Annotated in this window: 9 protein-coding genes; 3 read left to right on the forward strand and 6 right to left on the reverse strand. The window is 43.4% G+C overall.

Annotated elements, in window-relative coordinates; translation table 11 throughout:
* Positions 1-586 precede the first annotated feature (586 nt).
* Positions 587-1636 carry a glycosyltransferase family 1 protein gene (locus tag BJP34_RS21925; RefSeq protein WP_229423965.1) on the forward strand — a complete coding sequence of 350 codons (1050 nt, stop codon included), beginning with the start codon at positions 587-589 and terminating at the stop codon, positions 1634-1636.
* Between the two features lie 103 nt (positions 1637-1739).
* On the opposite strand, the gene BJP34_RS21930 is transcribed toward BJP34_RS21925, so the two are convergent.
* From BJP34_RS21930 to BJP34_RS21945, 4 genes are all read right to left on the reverse strand, one after another.
* Positions 1740-2504 carry a DsbA family protein gene (locus tag BJP34_RS21930; protein WP_070394176.1) on the reverse strand — a complete coding sequence of 255 codons (765 nt, stop codon included), beginning with the start codon at positions 2502-2504 and terminating at the stop codon, positions 1740-1742.
* Positions 2505-2781: 277 nt separating this feature from the next.
* Positions 2782-3135, reverse strand: a complete 354-nt coding sequence (locus tag BJP34_RS21935; protein ID WP_229423966.1) for a hypothetical protein — start codon at positions 3133-3135, stop codon at positions 2782-2784.
* Positions 3136-3563: 428 nt separating this feature from the next.
* Positions 3564-6512, reverse strand: a complete 2949-nt coding sequence (locus tag BJP34_RS21940; protein WP_229423967.1) for a zinc-dependent metalloprotease — start codon at positions 6510-6512, stop codon at positions 3564-3566.
* Between the two features lie 669 nt (positions 6513-7181).
* A complete protein-coding gene (locus BJP34_RS21945; RefSeq protein WP_070394179.1) occupies positions 7182-7532 on the reverse strand; it encodes a phage holin family protein in 351 nt (116 codons plus the stop codon).
* Between the two features lie 467 nt (positions 7533-7999).
* On the opposite strand from BJP34_RS21945, the gene BJP34_RS21955 reads away from it, so the two are divergent.
* Complete coding sequence (locus tag BJP34_RS21955) at positions 8000-8380, forward strand: pentapeptide repeat-containing protein (protein ID WP_158517379.1); 381 nt, start codon at positions 8000-8002, stop codon at positions 8378-8380.
* A gap of 87 nt (positions 8381-8467) precedes the next feature.
* On the opposite strand, the gene BJP34_RS44055 is transcribed toward BJP34_RS21955, so the two are convergent.
* On the reverse strand, positions 8468-8608 hold the full coding sequence (locus BJP34_RS44055) for a hypothetical protein (protein ID WP_158517380.1): 141 nt from the start codon (positions 8606-8608) through the stop codon (positions 8468-8470).
* 351 nt (positions 8609-8959) lie between these two features.
* On the opposite strand from BJP34_RS44055, the gene BJP34_RS21960 reads away from it, so the two are divergent.
* Positions 8960-10123 carry a 5-(carboxyamino)imidazole ribonucleotide synthase gene (locus BJP34_RS21960; protein WP_193431273.1) on the forward strand — a complete coding sequence of 388 codons (1164 nt, stop codon included), beginning with the start codon at positions 8960-8962 and terminating at the stop codon, positions 10121-10123.
* 361 nt (positions 10124-10484) lie between these two features.
* Here the strand turns inward: BJP34_RS21960 and BJP34_RS21965 are convergent, their stop codons facing one another.
* On the reverse strand, positions 10485-12776 hold the full coding sequence (locus BJP34_RS21965) for a dynamin family protein (protein ID WP_070394182.1): 2292 nt from the start codon (positions 12774-12776) through the stop codon (positions 10485-10487).
* Positions 12777-12787 lie beyond the last annotated feature (11 nt).

Raw genomic sequence — 12787 nt, forward strand, 5'->3', positions numbered from 1 at the left:
GAGTAGCGATGCCGCCTGTTTTCTCCCCCCTGGCGCTAAACCCGATAGCAGTTGTCAATTGGTTGAGCTACAAAACCCCATTGACAACTGCCTGCTGCCTGCTGCCTGCTGCCTTCTGCCTTTTGCCTTTTGCCTTTTGCCTTTTGCCTTCTAAATTCTCCATTCTTCATTCTACATTCTTCATTCTACATTCTGCCTTACTGTTACTTCCATAGAATTTTAGGGAACTATCTAAGTATCACTTAGAGATTGCTTAATCTAGATTGCTTAATCTAGACCAGCAAATATCTCTAAGTAGGTAAGCATAATTATTCACTCTGTGAGATGTAAAACCCAGTCAATCTTTGCTGTATAAAGTTATGATGGCTGGGTTGATTTTTTTATATAATTATCTCTGTAAACAGTTGCGTAGGGTGCGTAAGGGTAGCGGGTGGGTGGTGCGTTACGGGACGGGTTCAGGGGCTCAGAGGCATGAAATCAGAGGCTTTCCGTCCCTAACGCACCCTACTGTTTCCTGTTTACTGTTCCCTGTTTACTGTTCCCTGAAATAACTCTAATCTTACCAAGATAAGCTGCTATGAAAATAATGTACAACGGTCTCCAAGACCTACTCCTGATTAATTTTTACGCTCAGGAAACTAAGCTCGATTTTTTATCTATTGAAATTCCTATACCTGATGCTATAAAAAATTTGACTAACCTGTTTCCCTATAGGATAGGATTACACTTACGTCGAGAATATCGTCATATTGCGATGGCGCTCAGGTCTTTGACGAGTAAAGACCGTCAAGACTATGATGGACTTTTTATCTTTGAAGTTTATCTACAAAATATCTATTTACTTCTCCCCTTACTGGCATGGCATCGCAAACCTGTTTGGATTTGTCTTCACTGGAATCAACAATTAGCCATGCATAGTACCTTAAAGTTTTTTGGCTTACTGTATCTAAAGTTTTTCCTGAACTATTTTAAGGTTAAGGCAGTTTTATTTGAAATTGATGATGATGTTTTACGCAAACGGTTTAGATTACCAGCATCTGCGAAAGTGAAAATACCGATGCCAATCCGGAGCGATGCTTACCCCAATTTAAAGCCAGGAGAAAGGCTGCTTACAGATAATAAAATTAAAATCGGTGTAGTTGGCATGATTCGTAAAGATAAGCCAATAACTAAGCTAATTGAAATCTTGAAATACTATGCTAAATCATCTGACCAAAAATGTGAACTAGTGCTTGGGGTACCATTTTTGCAGAAGCCTAAGGATTTAGATAACTTGGGGGTAACGATGTATGATACAACCACTGAAAAACAATATCTTGATTTGTTAAATGAGGTAGATATTTTAGTAGCTTATTACGAAAAACATCGCTATTATTACCGTACCAGTGGTGTATTGAGTGATGCGGCTTGCTGTGGTTGCTATGTGATTACTTCTGATTATCCAGTACTCAGGCATCAAGTTAATTGGCCAGTCTCTGTAGGTTCAACCTTTAAAACTTTTGAGGAAATTCCATCCTTACTTGATGAAGCTATCTCTTATATTCGGGAGCATGGTCAGGATAACCAGTGGCTTTGGCGAGAAAAAAGAACAGCGGAGGAAATAGCAACTGTTTTTAGCAAAGGGAGTAGGGAGTAGGGAGTAGGGAGTAGGGAGTAGGGAGTAGGGAGTAGGGTGGGCAAAAATAATTTGGTTGTTGTGAGTATTCTAGATTAGATTAGTTTGCCCACCCTACTTTACTTCAAGAATTGCGCACTCGTGCCAATATCGCTTCTATCTGTTCTAGGGGAACGGCACCAGAGAAGGATTCACCATTCATAACAAAGAAGGGTGTGCCACTTAGTCCCAATAGTTCTGCTAGCTGCATGTCTTCTGCAATGGCACTATCAGCTACGTTCCGATCTCGGTTAAACTGCTCTAGGTCTAAATCTAGGGCTTCGGCAATTTCAAGATATAACTCTTCTCCTAATTGCTTTTGATTAGCGAAGAGGGCATCATGGTACTGCCAGAATTTGCCTTGTTGAGTGGCGGCCCAAGCTGCTTGAGCGGCTGGCAGGGCTTGGGGATGAATTCGGATGAGGGGGAAGTGTTTGTAAACTAAGGTGACTTCATCCCCATGGTTTGCTATAAACTCCTTGACGGTGTCGTGAGCTCTGGCACAGAAGGGACACTGAAAGTCTGAGAATTCTACTAGCACAATTTTATCTTCAATGGCGCTAGTGGTGGGGGAGGAACCAATGAAGGCTTGGGGATTGGTTTTGAAGCCCTGCAAGATTGCTTGCTGTTGCTGCTGGCTTTCCCGTTCCAGTTGCTGCTGGTATCTCTGGACCGATTCTAGGATTACTTCTGGGTGGTTGCGGATGACTTCGAGTATTTGTTGTTCTAGTTGAGGAGTAATCTTGGCGGCTGCTGTCGCTGGCAGTGACCAGGTTGAGAGGGACAGGAGTAGTACTAATCCTGTGAGTGATAGGGCTTTCTGGAGAATAGTAAGGAGCTTAGTGACCATGATTTTCTTAAATTTAACCAAGGCATAGGGTATCTCACATCAGGCAACATCGGCAACGGATCGGTAACGGATGGATTAATCGGTGGGATTGTCGGGAATTTGAAGATGTTATTATAATTTTTGCCTAATTCCATGCATTGTGATTCATCATCAAGACGTAATCCTGGCATCCCATAAAAGAGGAAGATGTCTTCCACAGAGGAAGACACCTATAAATGTCTTGATAGTTTTATTATATCTCAATAAATCTATTAGACATCAGGGTTATTTGCACCAGTTATTTGCACAAAATGTATTGATGTTGGTGGTCACTAAAATAGCCCCAAACACGACGCATGTCATTAGTACCAGTGTTAAACTTCCAATCGATATCATTAACTCCTGTGACATACCAGCCAGACCATGAACCATTGAACCAACGAATTTTATAGGCAACAACATCACCGCCCAAAATCTGATGGTCGATCTCTGTATTTAGTCCTTTATACCATCCAGGAGTTTTTCCAGTTGGAGGTAAACCAGACTGGTCAGATCCTTGCAATGTACAAGCAGCTTGAGTGCGAAGTTCATGTTGAATGCAGTCACTTCCACGACAACCATTAGCTGCAAAGGCAGGCTGGGCTGGCAACATGGTTATTGCTGCAACAATCAAAGAACTTAAAACGATCAAGATACTCTTTTTTAGCTTACTCATGCTCTGGTTTACTTTTTACTTCAATTAGGTACTTAGGGCTGGAAATCAGGTGAATCAATCTCACTGACCTTGAACCCTTTTCTAATATCTAAAAAGTATTCCTAGGTCGGCAGTACCCTTAAGGGTACTATTGCCAGGACAGAAAAATTCCTGAGAAGACCACAGGCGGGAAATGAAACAGGCAAGATGCCTGTTCCACCGCGAACAGCCGTCAGTGGTCAGCGCTCAGCTTATTTAATTCAAAAGCACCTCAAGCACTGTGGCACAGGCTTCCAGCCTGTGACCTAACCCATAAGCTAATAGCTCAGAGCTGATAGCTGATAGCTGATAGCTGAAAACTGATAGCTTACGGCTCAAGTCATACTTTATTCCGATTGCAACGGTGCATCCAACACTTTAGTAATGCGATCGCGTGCCCCTTCTAAGTGGGCTAAGCTGGCAGTATCAAGGTTTTTCCCTTGTTTGTTCAAGGTCTTTGCGATCGCATCCCGCAATTGACGGAGTTTATACCGGGCTAACACCCGAGCATCCTCGGGAGTATTAAAGGTTTGGATAGCAATAATAAACTCAGGGAAGGTGCGGGCACTTTCTAGACTATTGGAATTGCGCAGTGCCATGTTCACTAAAAGACTCATATACTGCCGTTGCAATCCCCGACGCAAGCTAGAGATTGGCTCAATCTTAGCTTTAGTATCTAGTTTCCAGATGCTATCTTGAACAGTGTCAAACACTTCTGCCATGGTCAAGGCTTCCCCGGAACTAGTTTTCAGTTGAGCATCCCGCAAACGAGCCAACCGTTCTGATGAGAATAAATCCCCGAGCACCATAGTTTGAACTAACATCACTCGGTCATGAATGGGATAATCTAGGGGGAAAATAGTGGGAAAAGTACCCCAGTGAGTCCAGCGAGATGGGGCTAACTGGTTGAGGAGTTGGGGTGAGAAGTTAAAGGTATCTTCTGCAAACATATACTCCCCGAGCATGGCTAGAGCCTGACGCTGTTTTTCCACAGGGATGGGTTCAAAGGGGAGTGTGCCAGTCTTGCCACCAGTGTAGTTTCGATTAAAGGTTTGTCCCCCAATATAACCAGTAAGGGACATAGCGTTTTCAAAGAAATAGGAGAAGACCGTATCAAAGCGATCGCGTAAATCCCCAGCACTTTCTTCAGGCAGAAGGTAACTGGTGTTCAACCGTTTCCAAATTCCCTTAGCATTCTCCATTTGCCACTGAGAGTAGCGCAATGGATCACCACTAAGGTCCCAAACCTTAGCTTCTGGGTCAATAAAATCGAAAGTATCCTCATCTGTAGCATAGGATAGCCCTATTTCAGACCCTTCAGCCGCTATTTTGCGCAGTGTGCGTAATTCTTGTTGAGGAGTCAGAGCATCAATAGGAGTGTAGCCATACTTAATCACCCACTTATCATAGGGACCAACCACTGTGGAGAAATAATCTCCCTGTTCTATTCCCTCTGGCGCTAGATTAACTGGGACATAATCCATGACTGACGCCACTAGCCCTTGGTTGCGGGTAATCTCAGTATTATTCAATTCCTCTGGACTCAACATGGTGCTGCCCCGGAAATTGTGGCGCAATCCCAGAGTATGCCCCACTTCGTGAGCTGTCAGGTAGCGCAAATACTGCTCGATGAAGGTTTTCATTTCCTCACCACTGGGCAACTCGTGGTTTACCATCGATAGAGACAATGCTCCAAACTTAGCTTGCTGAGCTGATGCCATGGCAAAACAGAACTCATGGTCTGGGACTTGGGTTAGTCCGCTCAGGAATTGCCCAGCTGGTAGGCTCAACTGAGCCGCTTTGCCAGGATTGCTCTTGAGGATTTCCTGCCATTTGAGGTAAGGAACTTTCATGCCATTACTACACAGGGAACCATTCAACGGGAATTGGGATAACCCAGATAATGCCTGGGATTGAGGCTGGGAAGCAATAGCCTGGTATTCCGCTTTGATCCAGCGCACCGCATTAGCATCAATAATCACGTCTGCATCCAAGATTTCCCCAGTCAAGGGGTTTACTCGGGATGGGCCCATAGCGATAATTCCTGGGAATGACGGAAAAGAATTGGACCAGCGAATGGTGTTGTAGCGAATATCAGCCGGGTCCCAGGTGGCATCATCTGGCATTTGCCGCACTTCAATGGCATTATCAAACCCTGCCTCCCGAAACGCTTCATTCCACATTAAAATCCCCGCCCGAATTGCATCTCGGTACTCTAGAGGTACAGTATTTTCAATCCAAAATACAATCGGTTCTTTTGGGGGGGATACAGTAGCAGTAGGGTCTTGTTTTTCTAAATGCCAGCGCCTGATATAACGGATAAAGGGCTGTTTCCGGTTTTGATTGGATAAATTTTGATAAGCACTGATGAAATAGCCTACCCGTTCATCCGCGAGTCGATGACGGTAACCATTGTTAGTCGGTAGTTGAGAAAAGCTATAGCGGACACTAAGATTAAATGCCCGTTGATCTGGGAGACTCCTCAAGGGAAAGAATAAATCTCCTCCACCAGAAAAGCCATAAACCGACTCAATCTCTATATTCAACGGAAATGCTTGAGCGTCACTGACATAGGATTTTTGAGGGTCTACTCCATAACTGCCTCCTAATATCCAAGGAAAAGCCGATGCTAGTCCAGAAAAAGACCCATCGCTGACGAGGAGTGGTGTTAAATCCACCAAGAGAGTCTTTCGTTCTGGATGAATACTGGTAATGGGCAGGGAATATAGCACCGAATCACTGAAGGAACGCTTAACAGAACGCTCTTGGGGGTCACCGGGTTGAGTACGGAAGTAGATATTTGGTATAACTAAATCTATGGTTTTCTGTCGGCGGCGGAATTGGAACAAAAAATCATTAACTGGCCAACCGGTTTGGAGCCCCAACTCCCCAATTCCCGAAGAAAGGGTGACAACACATAGGAAATTTTGATTTAGTTGATCGGGCTCAATTTCTAAATAAATTTTGTCTTTTTCTTTATTGCGGTAGAGGGTGAGTAATCCTGCTAATTCTTCGGCATCTTCTACCACCTTATCAAATGGCTTTAACTTGGAATCACTACTATCTGAATCGGATAACTCCTCTGAGGGTGCCTCTGAGGGGCCTTCAGCAATTTCTGTAGTTTGAACTTGGTTATGGGCTAAGGTTAGCTGGGGCGAGTAAACAATCTTTTGATCCAAATGTTGACCCAAACTCTTGGGGGTTGGATTAGATACAGCTATGGTTTGGAGGTACAACGGGGATAGTACCAAGACGAATGCACACAGACATAATATCAAGAACTTTAGTCTTTTCATCGATTAATCACTAATTTTGTGTTCCCAAAAAAAAATATAAATTATGAATTATTATCGTTACGAATCATTAATGATTAAAACAATAAAATTCAGTTCATAATTACCAAACTTTTCATTTTTACTATTCTAGGGGTTTTTTCCCTTATAATTTACCTTCAATTTTATGACAATTACTCCCTACTTTCCAAGACTAAAGTACCTTAACTAATTGATAGCTGCTAGAGTGACAACTTTTTAGTTGTTAATTAGTTTAATTGTTTTAGCTTCTGATTCGTAAGTCTTACTATCAAGAACCCAGAGCAGAGCGATGGGTTGAGATTTTCTATTTATTGTTAGTCTAAAATGGTGTGGTTTTACTATAGTGGTTTTACATAAACAAATCTATTGACTAACCCTTCAAGCACCCCGAAATTTCCACACCTTGGGTTAGTCTATATCTATTGTTCCTGTACTTTGAGCCTTGGCAGTTCAAAAAAACTGTACAGTAACTTTAAGTCAAGCTATACTTTCAGCAGTCAGCTTTCAGCTATTTACTAGTCAGCCCTTGCAGCTGAAAACTTAAGCTCAGAAGTATAGTTTATTAAAAGTAGTGCCAGCTAAATTACGTAAGCATTTAGTTAATGCGCTACGCGCACGCTGCGCATTAGCTGAATGCTGAATGCTGATAGCTTAAACTTGATTAGCAGCGAAGCTATTGATAACACTAGAGACCAAAGTCAGAACGATGGCTCCGAAAAAAGCTGGCCAGAAACCGTTTACCATAAACGCCGCAGGAGTGAAATAGGATGCCAGGGATAGGGTGATAGCATTAATCACCAACAGAAATAGTCCCATGGATAAAATTGTGATGGGCAAGGTCAGAATCACTAGAATCGGTCTAATGATGGCGTTAACTAAACCAATGACTACTACCGCTACAGCAGCTGCACCAAAACCACTAATGGTAATTCCTGGTACCAGGTAAGCAGTAATCATTAGTGAGATAGCACTTAGCAGCCAAGTCAAAAATATATTAAGCATCGATCTCACAAAAATATCGCTCACTATGATTTTAGCGATTCTGGCGAGATTAGCCTGTAAGCATTCAGGCGTCAGCTATCAGCTATCAGCTATCAGCTATCAGCTATCAGCTATCAGCTATCAGCCATCAGCTTATGTGCTACAGATGGTGCTACTTGAGGTGCCATTGGCGGTAGGCCAAGCTATGGGACAGCTTTTGAATAAAATAAGTTGACCGCTGACCGCTGAGCACTGAGCACTGACCGCTGACCGCTGACCGCACCTCAAGCAGCGTGCGCGAGCGCGCATATGCTTACCTTTGGTATAACTCAAGTGATTATGCATCACAGTATGATTGAGTTGAACGATTCCAGCAATAAATCTTTATGTTTTTCCGGTTACTGGTTACATTCTTATTTGCGTGCTCTGTTTTTTGTTATCCCTTACCTGTTCACGCCAAGAGTATAGCCTGCGATGGGAAACAACTCGTGGGAGCAGACTTATCCGGTCAAGACTTACAGGAAGTCAAAATTACCTATTGCAATTTGGACCAGGCTAACTTAGCCGATGCCAAATTGATCAAAGCATCTATCCAACATACTACCCTGAATAATGCTAATCTCCATGGAGCAGACTTTACCAACAGCGACACCTACAACATTAGCTTCAATGGTGCAGATTTAACTGATGCCATCTTTACTGGTTCCTTACTGCAACGTGCCAGTTTTGATGGGGCTAACATCACTGGTGCTGATTTTAGTAGCACCCTGATCCAACCGGTCAGAGAACGGTTAAAACTCTGCGATGTAGCAAGTGGCGTGAATCCTACCACTGGTGTGGTGACTCGTGACTCTTTAGGGTGTTGGTAACCTGTAATATCAAGTTTGGTTGAATACCTATCATCTAGGGGAGGGTGGGGAGATGGGGAGATGGGGAGATGGGGAGATGGGGAGATCTCATAAGGGTAGGTTTTTAACAAAGACGTGAGGTGTGGGGTGTAGGGGGTGGGGTGTAGGGGGTGGGGGATAAGAAAGCGATGCAGCGCGGTCTTGGGGGAAACCCCCTGTTCCGAAGCTGCATCGCTCTTCAATCATCATTGTCTTGATCCCAAGCGCGAGTGGGGGAAACCCCCGCGTGAAGGTAATGGTGCGCTTGTCTGTACCCCCACACCCCACACCCCACGCCCCACACCCCACACCTGAGGTCAAAGTAAAAAACCTACCCTTATGAGGATGGGGAGATGGGGAGATAGAGCAGATTTTTGTTAAGGGTAATTATCCTGACATGATATAAATTGTTGACTGTTGACTGTTGATGGTCAACGGTCAACAGTCTTGATTGATCGGGCTGACTTGAGCGATGGTATGCTGGATGGTGTTCAAATTTGATAACTGTTTGCTAGAGGAAGGTGCACCTGAAAACTGGTGTTGCGCTTGCGAGTCTTTGGGATGTCTATTAAACGAGTAGGTGTAATTGGTGGAGGACAACTGGCCTGGATGATGGCAATGGCTGCCAAGTCTTTGGGTATTCGGCTAGTGGTTCAAACTCCTAATATTACTGATCCAGCTGTCCGTGTTGCTGCTGAAACTGTCTTTGCTGCTATTGATGATGGGGTCGCTACCGAGCAAATGGCATCTCGCTGTGATGTGATTACCTTTGAGAATGAATTTATTAACCTGGATGCTCTGAAATGTCTGGCAAAGCGGGGAATTTGCTTTTACCCTAGACTAGAAGCTTTAGCGCCACTGTTGGATAAATATGACCAACGCTGCTATTTCGAACGGATTGGTTTACCCCAGCCAGAGTTCATCAGTCTGGAGGGGGAGGTGGGTAAGCAGGAATTAAAGTCCCTAACCTCTTCTCGAACCCCAATCAACCTGAGTGAGTTAGATTTTCCTCTAGTGCTGAAAGCTCGACGCCAAGGTTATGACGGCAAGGGTACGTTTATTATTAAAGACAGTCATAGCTTACAGGAAATTTGGAACCAGTTAGGGAATCAGCCTGTGGTGCTAGAAGAGTTTATTCCCTTTGAACGGGAGTTGGCAGTAATGGCTGCCCGTTCTGTAGATGGGGAGGTGGTGGTTTACCCGGTGGTGGAAACTCAGCAGGAAGAACAGGTGTGTCGGCGAGTGATTGCACCAGCCCAGATTAGCCCAGATACCGTGGCGGAGGTGAATGCGATCGCAAAAACTCTGCTGACTAGTTTAGAGGTAGTGGGAGTCTTTGGAATTGAGTTATTCCTCACTAGCAATAACAAAGTTTTGGTTAATGAAGTGTCCCCTCGTACCCATAATTCTGGGCATTACACCATTGATGCTTGCCAAACTTCTCAATTTGAGCAGCAACTGCGAGCCGTGGTGGGTTTACCCTTAGGTAGCCCACAGATGCATTGTTCTAGTGCAGTAATGGTCAATCTTTTGGGTTATGAATCTTCTCTGGATGATTACCAACAGAAACGGCAGACCTTAGCCAGTTTACCAGGGGCGTTTGTCCATTGGTATGGTAAGACTGAATCCCGTCCAGGACGTAAGTTAGGTCATGTCACAGTTTTGAGTGATGGGAATTCGGTACAAGAGGTAATTGAGAGGGTTGAATCGGTTTGGTACGGTTAATATCCTGTTGAAAGTTAGCCGCTTGTTTGTCAGAATTAAGAATTAAGAATTAAGAATTAAGAATTAAGAATTGAGACTTCTACATTCTGCATTCTGCATTCTACATTCTTAATTCAAAAGATAATTAATAATGATGACTATGCTCAGGAGTAGGGTGGGCAAAGTAATCTAATCTCGAATACTCATTGGAACCAAACTGTTTTTGCCCACCCTACAAATTCCCTGTTCCCAGATCCGCTGTTCCCAGTTATAGAAGTAGGGTGGGCAAAGTAATATAATCATTAATACTGATTGGAACCAAACTGTTTTTGCCCACCCTACAAGCTCCCTACTCCCTACTCCCTACTCCCTACTCCCTTTGCTAAACCTTGATGTTTTTCAAAGCAGTAGATAACTGGCGTAAGCGATCGCTAACTTCTAAATTTACTTCGTGAGCCTTTAAATGATCGGGCATTTCAGCCATTAGTAACGGATTTTCTTCTAACCATTCATTCTGGGCTACTCCTCGCCACACAGCTTCATATCGAATAAAGCGATCGCGCAATTCATCCAGTTCTTGTAGGCAAAATTGCCCAAACCCTGCGGCCTCAAAAATAGCCGAACGCAAATAGGTTTCAAAGGCTTTGAGATCGGTTTCAAGTTCCAATATCACTTCCTCCGCTGAATTGGTAGGTTTTGGTGGCACATCCCCAGAGAGGTCACGAATACCTAATAGCTCATGGCGAAGCTTGGGATCATAGAGCAACTTTGACCCACGATTTACATATCGTCTTAGGACACTGAAAGCCTTTTCTTCACCATTGTAGTAATTATCGACTAGTTCGATATCCGCTCCCAGTCGTTTGACAATACGCTTACGAGTTTCACTCCCTAAAGGGCCAGGAATTAAGGAGTCAGCAACCGGACGGGAAAAACGAAGAAATAACGCCGTCAAACTTCGACTTAAGACTTCCACAAACTGCTCTGGATTACCAATTAGTCGCTGCTCTAATTCCTGAGTTTTCCAGAGTAACGTGGTCAGATAGTCAACTAACGTTAATGCTTCTTCCTTAATTTCCAGAGCCAGGTTATGAGCAATATCTCCTAAGAGGGTGCTAATGGTAGCAGAAAGTTCTTTACGCCAGCTATAGTCAGTTACTTTAGCATCAAATACACCAGAATGAGTTTCTTTAAATATTCGCTGTTTTCTTTGTTCGTTATCGGTCTTGATTTCTTCAATTTTGGTTTCAATATCCTGGAGATATCGAGACCGAAATTTTTCTACGACATCTGAGGTGAGCGATTCTTCCTCTTCTGCCGTAGACTTCCGAATATTATCATTATAATAGTCGCTTAGGTCTGCTTTAATGGTTTTCCACTTTTCTTCCCACCACTGGGAAAACTCAATACGACGTTGATTTTCTTGTAATCGCTGGGCTTCGGCTGGATTATCTGGATATCGCTTACTAACGATATCAAAAATTTCTTTTGATGTTGTTAGTATTGTGGTGATTAAAGCATCACAACGTTTTTCTAAAACAGTAACCCGTTCATTATTAATATAATCAGTAATGCGAGCCTTGATTTCCTGGATACCAGTCGCTTCGTGTCTTAAGGCTTCCTCATCTTTGATACCTGTCAGAGAGTTAAGCTTATTTAAAATTGATTCCGGACTCCCAACGCATTTGAATGTTTGTTCATTAGCCAAACCATTTAAGACTAAATAAGCTCCGGCTGAACCATGGACAATTCGCTGAGGAGGTAATTGTGCTCGTCGATACCAATCTTTTGATGCTACATCCAGATGGTCTTGAAGAGCTGCTGGACTAGCAAACTGATCAATCCGACTCAAGAAAACAAACAGTTTATCTCCAAGGTTTACATTCTTGTCACCCTGCTCAGTAAACTCAAGAATTTGAAGTTCTGCACCCCGAATACTAGAAAATTGCTGCACCACAATCACAGCATCACAATCTGAGAGCATTTCTCTAGATTCCTCTATATGCTTGGCTAAACCTGAGTCTAATCCAGGCACATCATAGAAAACAATACCTTCAGCCTGGGCTAGTTTATTGGTATACAGTCTAGCTTCTAATACTGCATGGGCGTATTGCTCATCAGCAACATACTTGTTAAGGTCTTTGTTAATGTCTTCAAGGCGAGTAAATGGGATAGTTTTCCGACCTTCGCTACGAACTTGTCTTAAGGTGTCTTGATATTTTAGGATTGTCTCTAAATCTTGTTTGGCTCCATCTCTATGCTTAGAATTACTCTTAGACTCTGACTCCAGTTCATGCAACAGACTAGTAAATTGTTCCTCGGTTTTAGGCTCAACTTCTAGCCTTTGCTGAGAATCTTGTTCAACGGAATAAATTTGTGTCGTTGTAAAAGTACAACGTCCTGCTTTTGCTGGCAGTAAATCACAATCTAACCAGGCATTGACAAAGGTACTTTTTCCGGCCTTTTCCAAGCCCACAACAGCAATGCGAAATTCTCGCTTCTTCAAGCGTTCAAGCTGACGACGAGCGGGTTTTTCTTCTTCCAACAGAACCTCTTTGAGGTGAGCAGGAACTCCCGCTTGAGGAAGCTTGGCTAAATCAAGGGCGTGTCGCAACACAGTTAAGGCGTCACCCAAACGAGTTTCATAATAGGATGAAGCAGTTTTCCAATCCATTTTTATAATCT

This window comes from Moorena producens PAL-8-15-08-1 (assembly GCF_001767235.1).
GTDB lineage: Bacteria > Cyanobacteriota > Cyanobacteriia > Cyanobacteriales > Coleofasciculaceae > Moorena > Moorena producens_A.

Bases quoted from the DNA above. Each gene is read 5' to 3' on its own strand.
- BJP34_RS21925 (WP_229423965.1), top strand. From the start codon at position 587: ATGTACAACGGTCTCCAAGACCTACTCCTGATTAATTTTTACGCTCAG.
- BJP34_RS21940 (WP_229423967.1), bottom strand. From the start codon at position 6,512: ATGAAAAGACTAAAGTTCTTGATATTATGTCTGTGTGCATTCGTCTTG.
- BJP34_RS21935 (WP_229423966.1), bottom strand. From the start codon at position 3,135: ATGTTGCCAGCCCAGCCTGCCTTTGCAGCTAATGGTTGTCGTGGAAGT.
- BJP34_RS21930 (WP_070394176.1), bottom strand. From the start codon at position 2,504: ATGGTCACTAAGCTCCTTACTATTCTCCAGAAAGCCCTATCACTCACA.
- BJP34_RS21960 (WP_193431273.1), top strand. From the start codon at position 8,960: ATGTCTATTAAACGAGTAGGTGTAATTGGTGGAGGACAACTGGCCTGG.
- BJP34_RS44055 (WP_158517380.1), bottom strand. From the start codon at position 8,608: ATGATGATTGAAGAGCGATGCAGCTTCGGAACAGGGGGTTTCCCCCAA.
- BJP34_RS21965 (WP_070394182.1), bottom strand. From the start codon at position 12,776: ATGGATTGGAAAACTGCTTCATCCTATTATGAAACTCGTTTGGGTGAC.
- BJP34_RS21945 (WP_070394179.1), bottom strand. From the start codon at position 7,532: ATGCTTAATATATTTTTGACTTGGCTGCTAAGTGCTATCTCACTAATG.